This is a genomic window from Halanaerobium saccharolyticum (assembly GCF_004362045.1).
Classification (GTDB): Bacteria; Bacillota; Halanaerobiia; order Halanaerobiales; family Halanaerobiaceae; genus Halanaerobium; species Halanaerobium saccharolyticum_C.
In genome coordinates this window covers 43,663-60,684 of sequence record NZ_SNWX01000001.1, presented here as the reverse complement: position 1 = coordinate 60,684, position 17,022 = coordinate 43,663, and the positions used below count along the sequence as shown (strand labels likewise).

The following is a 17,022-nucleotide window of genomic DNA, read 5'->3' as shown; positions in this document are numbered from 1 at the left end:
CCCCAATTCCACTACTAATAGATACTTTGTTAATAATAAAATTCCCGATAAATTAATATAATCCTTTATTGATCGGCAAATTTTTTTGAATATCCATGCATAATACACACTATTAATCTTTAAATAATTTTTTAATATTTTCCCTAAATGGAGGTTCTACTATTCCTTTTTCAGTAATAATAGCGGTAATATATTCTTTAGGTGTGACATCAAAAGCTGGGTTATATGCCTTCACTTCTTTCGGGGCAGTTCTTTTGCCAAATCCATTTCTAATTTCTTCGGGATCTCTTAATTCAATTTCAATATCTGCTCCAGTTTCAGTTTCCAGATCAATAGTAGAAGTAGGAGCCAGAAAATAGAATGGAATTCCATATTCTTTAGCTAAAATTGCAACTCCCAGAGTTCCTATTTTATTAGCAGCATCACCATTAGCAGCAATTCTATCCGATCCAACTAAAACAGCATCAATTTTTCCTTCTTTCATCACCTGAGCTGCCATGTTATCGGTAATTACAGTTACATCCAGACCGGCCTCATATAATTCAAAAGCAGTTATCCGGGCTCCCTGCAGCAGTGGTCTGGTCTCATCAGCATAAATTTTAAAATCATAACCCCGGTCACAGCCCAGATACATCGGCGCTTCTGCTGTGCCATAGCCAGAAGTTGCCAGTCCTCCTGCATTACAGTGAGTTAAAAGTCCCATACCCGGCTCAAGTAATCTCAGAGCATGTTCGCCAATTGCTTTATCCATTTCCTGATCTTCTTTTAAAATCTGATTACTTTCTTCTAATAAGGCATCTTTGATTTCCTGAACATTTTTACCCTCATTTTTTTCTAAGTCAAATCTTTTTTTCATTCTTTTTAAAGCCCAGAAAAGATTGACCGCTGTTGGTCTGGAAGCAGCAAGATGATCACTGATTTTTACAAGTTCCTTTTCTAACTCAGAAACTGAATCTGTTTCAATTTTTTTTAAGCAGACATAGAGACCGTAAGCGGCTGCAATCCCAATCGCCGGTGCTCCTCTGACACTTAAGTTTTTAATTGCCTTCCAGACCCCTTCTTTTGTGTCAAGCTCCAGATATTTCTCCTCTTCCGGTAATAAAGTCTGGTCTAATAAGATTAACTTATCATTACTCTCATTTAGTCTGGCCGGTACAATACTTTTGGTCATTAAAATTCCTCCTATTTTAATCTTCTGCCTATAAATGCCCTCTTATCTGCTGTTTGAATAAACAGAATATTTAATTTTTGTTCTATATTTAATTAATTCAACAAAACCCGCTAAATAACCTTTTTATTCCCAACAAAATTACCGAACTTTGAAAATAATGTTTTAGCTCAATTATGAAAAAAACCAGCTGTCATTAAAAACAGCTGGCTCATTTGTAGATTATTCAATTTTGCAAAATCATCTTATTTAATTCTTAAACACCTTATCCAGCATCTGCAGCAGTTCTTCATTATCTTTAGTATTTTTTAGCTGTTTGAGGAAAGTACTCATCAGTTCATATTCCGACATATCCTGAGTCTGCTGACGCAGCTTCCAGATAATCTCCAGTTCTTTTTCTCCCAGAAGCATTTCTTCTTTTCTGGTACCGGAGCGGTTAATATCAATAGCAGGGAAGAGTCTTCTTTCGGCCAGACGGCGGTTTAAGTGGAGCTCCATATTACCTGTTCCCTTAAACTCCTCATAAATTACATCATCCATCCGGCTGCCTGTATCTACCAGAGAGGTAGCAATAATTGTCAGGCTCCCACCTTCTTCAATATTCCGGGCTGCCCCAAAAAATCTTTTGGGGAAATGCATGGCTGTTGGATCCAGACCACCGGAGAGAGTTCTACCGCTCGGAGGAATAGTCACATTGGCAGCTCTGGCCAGTCTCGTAATACTATCTAATAAGATAACTACATCATTTTTATGTTCAACCAGCCTCTTTGCCTTTTCTAAAACCAGTTCTGCAACCTGAATATGTTCTTCAGGCGGCTCATCAAAGGTAGAAGCAATAACCTCTGCATCAACCGAACGCCTCATATCTGTTACCTCTTCCGGACGCTCATCAATAAGCAAAATCATCATCTTGCTTTCTGGATAATTTTGACGAATACTGTTGGCTATCTTTTTTAAAAGCACTGTTTTTCCAGCTTTAGGAGGAGAAACTAAAAGTCCCCGCTGTCCTTTACCGATCGGAGCAATCAGATCAATCATCCGGGAGGAAATCTCGTTTTTGTGATATTCCAGTTTGTATCTTTCTTCCGGGTACAAAGGAGTTAAATCCTCAAAGTGAGAGCGCTCTCTCGCTTTTTCCGGGTCCTGATAGTTGACAGCCTCAATTCTTAAAATAGCAAAATATTTTTCACTATCTTTGGGCTCTCTCACCTGACCGGAAACAACATCCCCGGTTCTTAAATCAAAGCGCCGGATCTGAGAAGCTGAAATATATATATCATCACTGGAAGGTATATACTTAGAGGGTCTTAAAAAGCCATATCCCTCACTCTGGATAATCTCCAGTACACCTTCAGCAAAGATATTACCTCCCTTTTCTGTTCCCTTTTTTAAAATAGCAAAGATCAGATCCTTTTTCCGCATCTGCGAATAACCGCTGACACCCATCTCCTTTGCTATCTCATGTAATTCTGTAATAGTCTTTCTTTCTAGTTCACTGATGTTAAGCACATCAAGTCCACCTTTCTTAAATTATCCCTGTTTTTTTAAAATAATTATGTCATACTTAAATTTTAAGTTGTTTGTTAATCCTGCCGCAGGAGGCGGCAATAGATTAATGATTAGCAGAGTTAAAACTGACCGAAGAACGGGATGTTCTGATTTGAAATTAAATTACATTCAGTCCAAGCTGAAAGAGCAGATAAACTCCTGCAAAATAAACAACGGCAGCGGCAATCGCGTCCCAGCCCATCCACATAAAGGAGCGGCGCGAACGATAAAATAATCCAATCAAAATAATTGAAGCCATGATGATCCCGACAGTTGCTGTTAAAATATGAACTATCCGAACATTATCTAACAGTACTCCCTGAGTATAAAATACATCAGCAAAAAAGATAATTGTCATATTGAAAATATTACTTCCGAAAACATTTCCAACAGCCATATTATAGGATCCAATCCTAATTGCAGCAATAGTTGCAACCAGTTCCGGCAGTGAAGTTGCTGCAGCCACCATAATTGACCCCATAAAACTCTGGTCAATACCTGTCAGCATCGAAATCTGATCAGCAGTAATACTTAACCGATAACCGCTGAAAACAATAACCACTGCACAAACTAAAAATCCCACTAGAGCCTTATTTAAAGTGTAATCCGGATTGGGATCAACTTCTTTTACCGGATCATCTGGATCAAGAGGGTTCTTTTTATCATAACGATAAATCATCCTTACAGTCACAATATATGTAAACAATAGGATTATACTGTCTATTCCTACACCAAAAATACTTAAATTAAAATTCATAAAATGAGATAAGATAAGGCTGAAGACTACCAGAGCGGAAAGTAAAATTCCTACCAGACCGGAGAGTAAATGGCTGTAGTTAACTCGAAGTAATAAGGGACCTTTACCCTGGAGTAGATCCGCAAAGGCCAAAATAACAAGATTAAAAGTATTACTGCCAAAAGCATTACCAACTGCAATATCTGGAGCACCCACAATAACAGAACTAACACTGGTCACCAGTTCCGGCAGTGAAGTTGCCATCGCAATTAAAATCCCGCCAATAAAAGCCTGACCAAGACCGCTTTTATCAGCAATTATATCACCATATTTTGATAAATAGGTTCCTGAAATAATAATAAAAATTGCCATTAAAATAAATTCTAACCAGAGCTGTAACAATTAAATCCTCCTTTTTAAATAAAGATACCGGGTACTTGTAAAATATCTCCAATTAACTGCTTTCAGTAATCATTTTAGGAAATATTTTACAAGTACCCGGTACCAATAATTACACTTTAGATTACCAGGCCATATCATTACTGCCTAAAATCTTAATCTTTTCTTTAACCTTTTCGGCAATAGCTTCTCTACCGGGTCCACAGTATTTGCGCGGATCATACAGTTCTGGTTTTTCAGCAAATACTTCCTTAACTCTGGCAGTAAATACCTGCTGGAAGTCTGTATTTACATTAACCTTGTTAACACCCAGGCTAACTCCTTTTCCTAAATCTTTAGCGGAAATACCAGAAGCTCCATGTAAAACAACAGGCATCTCAATTAGCTTTTTGATAGTTTCCAGTCTTTTAAAATCTAATTCAGGCTCTCCAGCATAAACACCGTGAGCTGTACCAATTGCAATTGCAAGAGCATCGACTCCGGTAGCTTCTACAAATTCTTTTGCCTGATCTGGATCAGTATACATTGCATCCTTTTCGTCAACTGTATGGTCATCTTCTGTACCACCAATTGTTCCTAACTCTGCTTCTACACTAACCCCGACATTATGTGCTGCTTCTACAACTTTTTTAGTTAGAGCAATGTTTTCCTCAAATGGTTTTTTGGAAGCATCGATCATTACAGAAGAATAACCTGCTCTGATACACTTCATAATACTCTCAAAATCACTACCATGATCAAGGTGTAAAGCAACAGGAATATCAATATTTTTAGTTGCAGCTTCTACCATCTGCATTACATAATCCATTCCTATATAGCGAATTGCACCTTCACTGGTCTGTAAAATAACAGGTGAATTAAGTTCTTGAGCTCCCATCATAATTCCCTGCAGGAATTCCATATTATTAATGTTAAAGCCACCTACTGCATATGTTTTTTCGTGTGCATCCTGTAAAATATCTGCCATTGGAACTAAGTTCATAATTAATTTCCTCCTTATTAAATATTAATTCAGGGTCTTTTAAAAATTATTGGGTTTTCCCTGAATAGTATGCAGCTGCACTTTATTTAGCTGTCTTAGATTTTTTAAGTCATTCTGGTTAACAGCGTCTATATTTAAGTGCGAACCACAGTTGTTACAAATTAGTTGAATTTTGTCAGAAAATAAATCTATGTTTATCTCATCACTGCCGCATTCACAGCTTAAGGCTCCATCTGCAGCAATGTCATGAATCAAATCAAGTGACTGCAGCATAACGTCCGGGCTTTTAAAATCATCAAAGCCAAGTTCTGCTGCCATTAACTCCAGGTCCTGTTTTTCCTTTTTAATTTCTTCATTAACTAAAGTCGGGGGGCCAAAAAATCCCGGATTCAGACCTGTTTCCCTGCAGGAAAGAGGATGTAAGCCATTTGAACGCCAGAATTTCTGAGCAGAAACTGTAATTTTGTGAGCCTTATTACAGTGCAGACAGAAATAATGAATCTGTATCTGAGAATTATTTTTTCTTTTAAGTGCAGCTTTTTCTGCTCCACAGCTGCAGCTCAGCTGCTTTAATTCTCCTGCTGGTAGTTCAAAAATATTAATTTTTTCCTTTTCCAGACAACCACAGGCAGGACAGCTCAAAGCAATTGTTGTTGAAAGATTGATTAACATTATTTATCCCGGCCTGGATATCTCAAGGCCAGGTCGTCACCTCCTTAACCTAATTATTCTTCATTAGTTCTAAAAATCCTTTTTTCAATCTCAAAAATTAGGTTAAGTTCTCAGACTAAGTTAGCTATCTTCCTTAACAATTCGCTTCATTTCTCTAATTCTTACTTTATGTTCTTCAGTTTTAAAGCACTCGGCAAAAGCTTCACTCTCATACTCATATCCCGCTTTTGCATCCTCTACATACTTTTTATTAACAGCAGTTTTGATCAGCTTTACAGCTTTAGTAGAACGGTCAGTTATCTCCAGGGCCAGTTCTCTAGCCTCAGAAAGCAGACTCCGGGGGGTAACCACTTTATTGATCAACCCCAGCTCATAAGCCAGAGCAGCATCAATAATATCACCTGTATATAATAATTCTTTAGCTTCTGCCTCTCCAATCAGGCGCGGCAGCCGCTGTGTGCCGCCAAAAGCAGGTATAATACCAAGTTTAACCTCCGGCTGACCGAAACGGGAGCGAGTTGAAGCAAGACGGAGATCACAGGCTAAAGTGATTTCCATACCTCCACCGAGAGCATATCCGTCTACAGCTGCAATTACAACTGTGTCACTGCTTTCAATTAAACTACATAGGTGCTGTCCTTTTTGCGATAATTTTTTTGCCTGTTCACTATTTAAGCTTTCCAGATAATCAATATCTCCACCAACAGAAAAAGCTCTACTGCCTTCTGCAGTTAAAATTATAGCTGCTGCTTTTTGATCTGCAAAAAGTCCTTCCAGGGTTTGATAGAGCTGATCCAATAACTCTTCATTATAGGCATTTAAAACCTGTGGTCGATTAATAGTAACAGTTGCTACTGGTGAATCAAAGTCACATTTAACTAAATCTCCTGCCATTCTTTTTCCCCCTTATTTTTTATATTCTAGTGCTGCTTTGATAAAGCTGACAAATAAAGGATGTGGTCTATTTGGACGTGATTTAAATTCTGGATGAAACTGAACTCCCACAAACCAGGGATGATCGGGTATTTCAACTATCTCCACCAGTCTCTCATCTGGGGATAATCCACTTAAAACCATACCTGCCTCTTCGATCTGTTCTCGATAATGATTGTTAAATTCGTAGCGGTGGCGGTGACGCTCATAGATAACCTCTTCCTGATAGGCATCCCGGCTGATACTCTCTTTCTTCAATTTGCAGGGGTAGAGGCCTAACCGCATGGTTCCACCCATATCTTCAACATCATGCTGATCCGGCATTAAGGCAATTACAGGTTCCTTTTCTTCCTGGTCAAATTCACTGCTGTTAGCATCTTCTAACTGCAGTTCATGGCGTGCATACTCGATTACTGCACACTGCATTCCCAGGCAAATCCCAAAATAGGGAACCTTATTTTTACGGGCATATTCTACAGCCTTCAGCTTACCTTCAATTCCGCGGTCTCCAAAACCTCCGGGAACTAAAATACCATCCAAGTCCGCCAGCTTCTCTTCTGCCTGAGCTGCAGTTTCCAGCCCTTCTGCATAAATATATTCGATCTCAACTTCACAGTTATTGGCAATACCGGCATGAGTAAATGATTCGGCAATACTTATGTAAGCATCTGGCAGTTCAACATATTTACCCACTATCCCGATTTTAACCTGATGGTCACGGTGTTTAATTTTATCTACCAGTTCAATCCAGTTATCCAGATCTACTTCCTGGACTCTATCCTCTAATTTTAGCTTTTTGATCACATTTTCCGCCATACCTTCTTCCTCGAGCATTAAAGGCACTTCGTAAATGTGCTCGGCATCAATCAGCTGGATAACATCCTCTTTTTCTACATTTCCAAAAAGCGAAATCTTATTCCTGACTTCCTGAGTCAGCTCCCACTCGGAACGGCAGACAACTATATCAGGCTGAATACCAATTCCCCGCATTTCCTTAATGCTGTGCTGGGTTGGTTTTGTTTTCAGCTCACCTGCTGCTTTTAAATAGGGAATCAGGGTACAGTGTAAATAAAGAATATTATCCCTGCCCAGATCATTTTTCAGCTGTCTGATTGCTTCTAAAAAAGGCAGACTCTCAATATCACCAACCGTACCTCCAATTTCGGTGAGTACTACATCGGCATTTGTTTCTCTACCTACTCTAGTTACCCGTTCTTTAATCTCATCTGTGATATGAGGAATCACCTGCACAGTTGCCCCCAGATAATCTCCCCGGCGTTCCTTTTGAATAACGGAGCCGTAAATTTTTCCGGTCGTTACATTGTTGCTCTGACTTAAATTAGTGTCAATAAAACGCTCATAATGGCCTAAATCCAGATCTGTTTCGGCACCATCATCAGTTACAAAAACCTCACCGTGCTGATAGGGACTCATTGTGCCTGGATCATAATTAATATAAGGATCGAATTTCTGAATACTGATCTTAAGACCTCTACTTTTAAGCAGGCGGCCCAGGGAAGCTGCAGTTATCCCTTTACCAAGGGCAGAAACCACCCCTCCTGTTACGAAAATATACTTGGTCATTTTTGCTATCTCCTCCACTTTTAATCTTTAAAATTAGTTATAAGTATTTACTACATCTGCTCCGGGGCACTGATCCCCAGCAGAGTTAAAACATTCTTTAAAACCTGGCAGGCTGCGTTGACTAAATAAAGTCTTGCCTGAGCTAAGTTTTCATTATCTGTATTTACCCGACAATTATTATAGAACGAATGGAAAGCAGTTGCAAGGTCATAGGCATAAGTTGTCAGATGATGGGGCTGTCTTGACTCAGCAATCATTTTAATTTCTTCCGGAAATTTAGCCAGCATCTTCATTAAATCAATTTCAGCTTCATCTGTTAAGAGATCAAGGTTTTCAGCATCAGCTTCCAGCTCAGCATTATCTATTATACTGTGAATTCTGGCATGAGCATACTGAACATAATAAACCGGATTGCTGCTTGATTCTTCCTTGGCAAGTTCCAGATCAAAATCAAGGTGGCTGTCAGTACTGCGCATTACATAATAATAGCGGGCGGCATCTATTCCAACTTCCTGATTTACATCTTTCATAGTTACAAAACTGCCTGCTCTTTTAGACATCGGCATTTTTTTACCATTCCGGAGCAGGGTAACCATCTGAACCACAATGACCTCCAGAGTCTCTCGATCATAACCAAAAGCTTCAATCACAGCTTTCATCCGCGGAATATAACCGTGGTGGTCAGCTCCCCAGACATTAATCAGTTTATCAAAACCGCGCTCTAATTTGTCTAGATGATAGGCCATATCTGCTGCCAGATAGGTTGGAGAACCATCTGATTTAATGATAACCCGGTCTTTATCATCACCAAAGTCAGTTGATTTAAACCAGAGAGCATCTTCCTTCTCAAAAATATAACCCTTATCTCTCAGCAGCTCAATTGCCTGCTGAACTTTATCGGGATGAAGTGTCCGCTCACTAAACCAGTTATCAAATTCAATTCCAAATTCTTCTAAGTCTTCTTCGATATTCTTAAGCATTTTCTGATAGGCATATTCGCGGCAGATTTCCAGTCTTTCCGCTTCTTCTTTTTCCATTAGATCAGAACCATATTTCTCATATAAATCCTGTGCAATTTCTTTAATATAATCACCAGCATAAACATCCTCCGGCATTTCAATATCTTCACCCAGGATTTCTCTATATCTCAAAAGGGTTGACTGACCGAGAATATCCATCTGATTTCCGGCATCATTGATATAATATTCTCTTTCTACCTCATAACCGGCAGCCTCCATAACTGAAGCAGTTACATCACCAACTACAGCTCCCCGACTGTGACCCACATGCAGCGGCCCGGTAGGGTTAACAGAAACAAATTCCAGCTGTACTCTTCTGCCTCTACCAGCATCAATTTTACCATAATCTTCTGCCTGTTTAGTAATCAGCTTCAGATTATTCCAGAGCCAGGCATTTTTTAGTTTAAAATTAATAAAACCCGGGCCAGCAATACTGATTTCCTCTACAATTTCACTTTCAAAATTCTCAACTATTATTTCGGCAATCTGACGGGGGTTCATCCCTGCCTGGCCTGCTAAAACCATTGCCAGATTAGTAGCATAATCACCATGCCCTTTTTCCCGGGGTACCTCAATTGAAACTTCAGGCACCTTTTCTAAGTCTAAATCTCCCTCATAAATAGCTTTTTTTACACTTTCGACCAGAAAACTGATTAATTCAGCTTCCACTGCGGCCTGTAAATTTTTCTGCAAAACAATAAACCTCCTAGTGATTTTAATTCTATTATTTTTCTTTTAATATTTTATAATTAATTTTCAAATGGTGTTCAGCATTTAACTCTCCACCTAAAAAGACCTGATAATTAATCCTGATCAGTCCGGCATTCTCGCTGATTTCCATTTCCAGTCTCTTAGTTTTAACTGCCATTTTAATTTCACCATAGGCAGTTTTAAAATATCCTTCCTGCTTTTTTCCGATTACAAAATCCTGTTTCATAGCTGCGGGCTGATGACGCAAAAGCAGAACCCGTTCCCGCTCCGGATCAATTTTGACAACAGTCCGGGCTCCATCCATACCTTCGGCATCATCCTGATAACTTAAATAAAGTTTTTCATTTTTAATATAAAATTCGCCCTGGTACTGATTATTTATTCTCTGTTTTTCCTGATCATCAATTATTTGCTGTACATTTTCTAATTTAATTGAAACATTTTTACTCATTCTTTATTAATCCACTCCAGAATATTATAATTTGAAAAAACCACAGCCCAAATTTTAACTGCGGTTTTTAAATTCTATATTTTAAGATTTTTACCAAATTCTACTGCTGACTGGTGGTCCTTAATTGCCTTAAAATTTTTAACTATACAGCCCTGTGATTCCAGAGCCGACATTACTTTTTTTAAAGACTTATTCGTTGCAAAAAAGCGAGGTTTAACATAGGCGACAGCATCTTTCCCTACAGTTCGCTTGGCTTCGGAAAGGAACTTATTTAAAGATTGATCTATCTTACCCCGAAAAATCCCCTCGGTTGTGCTGCCTGCTATAATCAAATCATAGGGATAAAAGGAGATACCATTCCCAATATCTTTAGTGTTCTTCATATCAACTCTAAACCCCTGGGCTTCTGCCCCTTCTTTAATACCTTCTGCTATCTCCGTCAGATCAGCATCAGGCGTATGTATAACTAATAAACGCTGCACTTATAACCCTCCTTTTTTAATCAATCTTAATTTTATCATAAAACTTTGTACTTTTACAGGGTTATCTGCAAGAAAATATAAAAAACCCCTCTTCTATCTTAAAATAGAAAGAGAGGTTTTGAAATTTGATTAAAATTTATTATTTTAAATCTAATTTTTTTACAAGTTTATCCTTGGGCATATATCCTACCAGTTTATCTACAACCTTACCATCTTCCATAACTAACATGGTGGGAATGCTCATGATTCCATATCTGGAAGCAGTAGTCTGATTATCATCAACATTTAATTTGGCAACCTTAATCTGATCCCCATATTCTCCTGCTACATCCTCTAAGACAGGGGCTACCATTCTACAGGGCCCACACCATTCTGCCCAGAAATCAACCAAAACTTTTTTGTCAGCACTTAATACCTCTGTGTTGAAGTTATCATCTGTTACTTTTACCGGTTTGCTCATTATAAAATTTCCTCCTGTTGTGAATTTATTTATTTGTACCAGGCACCAAAAAGATTTTTGGTGCCTGGTACAAGTGAATTAAAATATAAAGTTTATATTTTAGCTGGCTGCTTTTGCTAAATCCATAATTTTCTTTAAAATTGTTTTGGCTGGAACTGCACCAACCTGCTCATCTGCACCTGAGTTAATAACTGTTTTTGGGACCCCGGAGACATTAAAGCTTGCGGAGAGTTCTTCAAACTCCATCGCCTCTACCATTTCTCCTCTGACCTTTGGGTTAAGCATTGCCATCTGGTGAGCAACTCTAACCGCACGAGGACAGTAAGGACAGGTTGGAGTAATAAATACCTGCAGCAGAACATCAGATTCAACTGCTCTTATTTCTTTTTTAATATCTTCAGATAAGTCAATTCTCTCCTGATCAGACATATCCAGAATATCTTCAATTAAAGAAGTAAACTCATAACCTGATGGAATTCCATAAAAATGAACTCCACTGTCCTGACCTTCATTATTTAGAAAAATAATTGCCGGTGCTCTATCAACACCTAATTCTTCAGCTTTATCGCTGCCTACTAAATGTTTTTCGAAATTTACTTTTTCATCTAAAGCGGTTACTTCTGTTAGAATTTCTTCTGTATCTGCACAGTACTGGCAGTCCTCATCTTTAGAAAAGAAAAGTAAATTAACTTCGTCTTTTAAATGTTTAGAAAACAGTTCCTTGATCTTGTTTTTTTCTTCCTGATCGATTTTCGCCATTGTAGATCACTCCCTGAGTATTATTAGTTCTTATTATGGCAGTTATTGTAATATACCATTTAACTTACAACATTTATTATATACGATATAAAATTAATTAAAGTTAAGCAATTAACATTTCCCAAAATTAAATATAAAACACAGGGGAAGCAGCCCCCTGCTCCTCCTGTGAGTTTCTAACAATTTTAAGCTTAATTTATTTTTCTAAAAATACATTATAAGCTAAATAAGTATGATATACATCTGCCTTACTTACCACTTCATAGGGTGAATGCATTGAAAGTACAGCCGGTCCACAGTCAACTACATCCATATTGTAATTGGCCAGGAATTGAGCAATAGTTCCGCCTCCACCTTCATCAATCTTGCCGAGCTCAGCTGTCTGCCAGATTACACCTGCATTATTAAAGAGACCTCTGATTTCTCCCATAAATTCGGCACTGGCCTCAGAAGCTCCAGCCTTACCGCGGGCTCCGGTATATTTAGAAATAACAATACCTTTGCCCAGATAAGCAGAATTATGTTTGGCATAAACTTCAGCAAAATCAGGATCATAGGCTGCATTTACATCAGCTGACAGCACTCTCGAGTTCTGCATTACCTTACGCACCAGTAATTCGCTGTATTGATTATAATAAAGGTCCACCAGATTTGCTACCTGATCCTCAAAGAAATGAGACTGCATACCGGTAGATCCCATGCTTCCTACTTCTTCGCGGTCCATCAGCAGAACTACAGAAGTATATTGAGGTTCTTTTACATCTAAAATCGCCTCTAAAGCTGTATAACTGCAGACCCGATCATCATGACCATAACCGGCAAGTAAACCTCTGTCAAAACCAGCATCTCTGGTCTTAAAGGCAGGCACTATCTGCAGATCAGCACTGATAAAATCTTCTTCTTTAAAATCATATTCGGATTTGAGGTGATTTAAAACAGCGGTTTTAATTTTATCTTTTGCATCTTCATCAGCAACAGGAATACTGCCCACAACTACATTTAACTGCTCACCACTGATACCCTCACTCATTGATTTTTTCATCTGTTTTTTGCCGAGATGAGGCAGAACATCACTGATAAAAAATACAGGTTCATCCTCTTTTTCGCCGATACTGATCTTTATCTGGCTGCCATCATCTTTAACAACCACTCCGTGCAGGGCCAGGGGCATTGTAACCCACTGATATTTTTTAACTCCACCATAATAGTGAGTCTTAAACATTGCCATCTCACCATCTTCGTAAAGTGGATTTGGTTTTAAATCCAGTCTGGGAGAATCAATATGGCTGCCGATGATTTTTAAACCTTCCTTCAGGTCTTTCTCGCCAATCACAGCTGCCATTAAAGCCCGGGAACGGTTGGCTACATAAACCTTATCTCCCTTTTTTAAGCTCTCATACTGTTCAATATTTTTAAAACCTGCCGCTTCCAGCTCAGCTATCGCAGCACTGGCAAATTCTCTTTCGGTTTTATTCTCAGTTAAAAAATTTGCATAATTTTCGTTAAAGGCAAAAACTTCTTTTCTTTCCTCTTCGCCCATTTCTGTCCAGGCATTTTTCGCCTGATACGCATTCTCATTCTTTTTTTCTTCACTCATCTATAATGCCTCCTATTATCTGATTTTAAATTTTATTCTCATTAATTATATCAGCTCAAAGACCAAATTGTAAGTAAATTATTAACAATAAAGGAATTAAGATTAGCAATAAAATTTCTACCTTAAATTTTACTACAGCAGAAAGAAAAAAGTCCTGCCTTTTAGGCAGGACTCCGCTGAATATAATCTTTAGATAAAAAAGATTCCATTAAATGTTCTTTTTGATCTCCGCTTCTTTTCTTAGCTTTTGTAAATATTGATTAATCGCCTGACTCTGCTTCTGCTGCTTGAGCATCTGCTTTAACTGCGGCTTCAATTTTTCGAAAGAAGTGTCCTTCCCACTCTTAGCAAAGGCCTTTTTATTTTGATCATATGCCTGCTGCAGTTCTTTTTCACTGACTTCAATATTGGACAGTACTTTCTGCTCAATCAGTTTATTAATTTTAATCTGAGGATTGTTTAAAAATTCTTTTTTATAAGCAGCTTCATTCTCATAACCCTGCTTTTTCAGAATAGATAGAAACTGTTTTTCAGTCATCTTATTCTGCTTTAATATAGCATCTTTCTGCTTTTTATAAATTTCATTTTTTTCACTCTGAGTTAGAGTAATGTTCGATTCTTCTGCTGCCTGTTTTAATAAGACATTATCAATAAGGCCATCTAATTTAGCCTTTTTGAGTTCATTTAATACCTTTTTCCCAGCCTCAGAACTTGATAAAATCTGGGCCAGCTGCTGATCAACCCGACTAACCTGCTGCAGGATTTGATTAACATTGGCCTGCTGTGCAAGTTCTTGAGATGTTATTTCTTCTCCATTAACAGCTGCCACTACCTGCTTAGTCTGATTTGATGAGCCAGCAGGCTGCTCGCCATTATTAGCTGCATCCTGAGCCAGAACAGCTGTCGGAACCATCAGAACAGTTATCAATAAAAGTGAAATTAAAATCTTTTTCATTAAATATAAGCACTCCCCTTAAATTAATTCTGCTTAACTCTAAAAATATTTAGTTAAGCATCGATCTCTTTTGTCTAAATAACACTATAGTTCAGAAATGTGATGAAAATATGATGAAAAGATTAAATTCTTATAAAGTCTATTCAAAATATTTACCTCAGCTTATCTATTTAATATAATAAGGGATAATTATTAGAATATGGTTAAAATGAAATAATTATTAAATTAAAACTTTCGCAGCTGTTCTAAATAGCCGTCATAATTGCGCTTGATTTCCCTGATGCTGTCCCCGCCAAACTTTTCGGCAGTACTCCCGGCCAGCACAATAGCTGTCACTGCTTCTCCAACTATACTGGCTGCCGGAACTGCACAGACATCAGAGCGTTCTTTAGCAGCAGTTGTTTCTTTTTTAGAAATTATATCAGCTGAATGCAGAGCTTGAGCCAGAGTCGGAATCGGCTTCACTGCCAGCCGGATAATTAGTTCCTCTCCATTTGTCATTCCACCTTCTATGCCGCCGGCCTGATTGGAGTTCCGGTAAAAACCGCGGTCAAGATTATAAAATATCTGATCATGGGCTTTAGAACCAGGGAGTCCGGCTCCCTTAAAACCAGCTCCAATTTCTACACCTTTAACTGCCTGAATCCCCATCAGCTGAGCTGCCAGTTTGCTTTCCAGTTTTAAATCCCAGTGGACATGACTGCCCAAACCCACCGGCAGCCCGGTGACGACTATCTCAAAAACTCCGCCGACTGAATCTCCATTGTCCCGCCAGGAATCAATTAAGTTCTTCATGGCCTCAGTTTTACTGCTGTCCCCACAGCGGAGTGGAGTCTGATCCAGTTCGGCAAAATATTTTTGGACAGCTTCTTTATTCGCAAATCGATCCGGAGCCTTTGCCTTTAAATCGGTCCAGGTTTCACTTTTTAGATTCCCAATCTGGACCACATGACTGTAGACATCAATCTCAAATTCCGCTAAAAATTGTCCGGCCACTGCTCCTACTGCCGTCCGGGCAGCAGTTTCGCGGGCACTTGCTCGCTCAAGCACATTACGCAGATCACGGTGGTTATATTTTAAAGCTCCCGCCAGATCAGCATGTCCAGGTCGGGGATTGGTCAGAGCCTCAACCTCTTCCCCCCGCTCCTGGTCAGGGGCCATCACCTCAAGCCAGTTCTGCCAGTCCTTATTTTCGATAGTCATACTCAAAGGTGTACCCAGAGTTTTTTTGTGGCGCAGACCTGAATTAATAATCACCCGGTCACTTTCTATTTTCATTCGTACCCCGCGGCCATAACCCTGCTGCCTCCTAAATAACTGTTCGTTTATTTTATCAACTTCTACTCTCAAACCGGAGGGGAGGCTTTTAATTATCGCTGTCAGCCTGGGCCCGTGAGATTCTCCAGCTGTTAAATATTCAAACATGTATTTTCCTCCTCGATATCTGCCAAAATTTGTTCTTTCGCCTAAATTTTAGCTGAATGATTTTTTACCTAGTTTATTTACAGCCGCTTATTTATAGGCAACCTTCTTTTCTCTGGATTTAAATGAACTCAAAGAGGTCATAATAGCATTTACTTCGTCCATCAGCAGTCTAAAGTTATCCGGCTTTAAAGACTGAGGACCATCCGAAAGAGCATTTTCGGGATGAGGATGTACTTCAACCATAATTCCATCTGCACCCACTGCCGCAGCTGCTCTGGCAACAGGAATTACAAGTTCCCAGCGACCTGTGCCATGACTTGGATCTGCGATTACCGGCAGGTGACTTAACTGCTGGACTAAAGGAATTGAACTTAGATCCATTGTATTTCTGGTTTCCTCACCAAAGGTCCGGACTCCTCTCTCACATAAAATTACATTGTGATTACCTTCATTCATCACATATTCTGCAGATAAAAGCCATTCCTTAATAGTAGCTGACATTCCTCTTTTCAGCATCACCGGTTTATCGAGTTTACCGATCGCTTTAAGCAGGGCATAATTCTGCATATTACGGGCCCCAATCTGAATAATATCCGTATACTCACAGACAACATCTATATGTTCAATATCCATCAGTTCGGTAATTATCTTGAGTCCGGTTTCCTCGCTTGCCTTAGCTAAAAGCTTAAGACCTTCCTCTCCCAGCCCCTGGAAAGAATAGGGTGAAGTTCTCGGTTTAAAGGCACCACCGCGCAGGATTTTAGCCCCGGCGTCTTTGACAACCCCTGCTGTCTCCAGCATCTGCTCTTCGTTTTCCACAGAACAGGGACCGGCCATCACTGTCAGCTCATCTCCACCGACTTTAACCCCATCACCGAGGTCAATCACAGTTTTATCCTGCTTGAAATTCCAGCTGGTTAATTTATAGGGATCGGAAATCACAACTACCTTTTCTACTGCACTCATAACCTGCAGTTTTTCTTTTAAGTTAACCTTTTTATCAGGTGCAGCTCCTACCACTCCGACAATTGTAGTTTCTGCTCCGGTATCCGGATGGGCAGAAAAGCCCTCCGCTTCTATCAACTCAATTACTTTCTGTTCATCTTCTTTGGTTGAGCCGCGTTTCAATACTGCTATCATA

The 17,022-nt window shown here is 39.1% G+C and carries 16 protein-coding genes; all 16 read right to left on the bottom strand.

Annotation, left to right across the window (positions count from 1 at the left end; translation table 11 throughout):
* Positions 1–112 precede the first annotated feature (112 nt).
* Positions 113–1,171, bottom strand: coding sequence for an S-methyl-5-thioribose-1-phosphate isomerase (mtnA, locus tag DFR79_RS00315; protein WP_133513505.1), 1,059 nt, complete (start codon positions 1,169–1,171; stop codon positions 113–115).
* A 246-nt stretch (positions 1,172–1,417) separates the two neighbouring features.
* Positions 1,418–2,677: a transcription termination factor Rho gene (gene rho / locus DFR79_RS00310; protein WP_133513504.1), complete on the bottom strand. Its 1,260-nt coding sequence runs from the start codon at positions 2,675–2,677 to the stop codon at positions 1,418–1,420.
* 157 nt (positions 2,678–2,834) lie between these two features.
* Positions 2,835–3,854: a sodium:calcium antiporter gene (locus DFR79_RS00305; protein WP_133513503.1), complete on the bottom strand. Its 1,020-nt coding sequence runs from the start codon at positions 3,852–3,854 to the stop codon at positions 2,835–2,837.
* A 121-nt stretch (positions 3,855–3,975) separates the two neighbouring features.
* Complete coding sequence (gene fba / locus DFR79_RS00300; RefSeq protein WP_133513502.1) at positions 3,976–4,833, bottom strand: class II fructose-1,6-bisphosphate aldolase; 858 nt, start codon at positions 4,831–4,833, stop codon at positions 3,976–3,978.
* 39 nt (positions 4,834–4,872) lie between these two features.
* A complete protein-coding gene (locus tag DFR79_RS00295; RefSeq protein WP_133513501.1) occupies positions 4,873–5,505 on the bottom strand; it encodes a hypothetical protein in 633 nt (210 codons plus the stop codon).
* 120 nt (positions 5,506–5,625) lie between these two features.
* Positions 5,626–6,399, bottom strand: a complete 774-nt coding sequence (locus DFR79_RS00290; RefSeq protein WP_133513500.1) for an enoyl-CoA hydratase/isomerase family protein — start codon at positions 6,397–6,399, stop codon at positions 5,626–5,628.
* Positions 6,400–6,411: 12 nt separating this feature from the next.
* Positions 6,412–8,022, bottom strand: coding sequence for a CTP synthase (locus DFR79_RS00285; RefSeq protein ID WP_133513499.1), 1,611 nt, complete (start codon positions 8,020–8,022; stop codon positions 6,412–6,414).
* Between the two features lie 50 nt (positions 8,023–8,072).
* Positions 8,073–9,734: an arginine--tRNA ligase gene (gene argS, locus DFR79_RS00280; protein WP_133513498.1), complete on the bottom strand. Its 1,662-nt coding sequence runs from the start codon at positions 9,732–9,734 to the stop codon at positions 8,073–8,075.
* Between the two features lie 31 nt (positions 9,735–9,765).
* Positions 9,766–10,203, bottom strand: coding sequence for a DUF1934 domain-containing protein (locus DFR79_RS00275; protein ID WP_133513497.1), 438 nt, complete (start codon positions 10,201–10,203; stop codon positions 9,766–9,768).
* Between the two features lie 74 nt (positions 10,204–10,277).
* Positions 10,278–10,685 (bottom strand): DNA-binding response regulator, encoded by a 408-nt coding sequence (locus DFR79_RS00270; RefSeq protein WP_133513496.1) that lies wholly within the window; start codon positions 10,683–10,685, stop codon positions 10,278–10,280.
* A gap of 139 nt (positions 10,686–10,824) precedes the next feature.
* Positions 10,825–11,145 (bottom strand): thioredoxin, encoded by a 321-nt coding sequence (trxA, locus tag DFR79_RS00265; protein WP_133513495.1) that lies wholly within the window; start codon positions 11,143–11,145, stop codon positions 10,825–10,827.
* 99 nt (positions 11,146–11,244) lie between these two features.
* Entirely contained in the window at positions 11,245–11,904 is a 660-nt protein-coding gene (gene pdo / locus DFR79_RS00260) for a protein disulfide oxidoreductase (protein WP_133513494.1), read from the bottom strand.
* Positions 11,905–12,100: 196 nt separating this feature from the next.
* Complete coding sequence (locus DFR79_RS00255; protein WP_133513493.1) at positions 12,101–13,501, bottom strand: aminopeptidase; 1,401 nt, start codon at positions 13,499–13,501, stop codon at positions 12,101–12,103.
* 208 nt (positions 13,502–13,709) lie between these two features.
* Positions 13,710–14,456: a SurA N-terminal domain-containing protein gene (locus DFR79_RS00250; protein WP_133513492.1), complete on the bottom strand. Its 747-nt coding sequence runs from the start codon at positions 14,454–14,456 to the stop codon at positions 13,710–13,712.
* A gap of 225 nt (positions 14,457–14,681) precedes the next feature.
* Positions 14,682–15,881 carry a chorismate synthase gene (aroC, locus tag DFR79_RS00245; RefSeq protein WP_133513491.1) on the bottom strand — a complete coding sequence of 400 codons (1,200 nt, stop codon included), beginning with the start codon at positions 15,879–15,881 and terminating at the stop codon, positions 14,682–14,684.
* Between the two features lie 87 nt (positions 15,882–15,968).
* Positions 15,969–17,021: a 3-deoxy-7-phosphoheptulonate synthase gene (gene aroF / locus DFR79_RS00240; protein WP_133513715.1), complete on the bottom strand. Its 1,053-nt coding sequence runs from the start codon at positions 17,019–17,021 to the stop codon at positions 15,969–15,971.
* Position 17,022 lies beyond the last annotated feature (1 nt).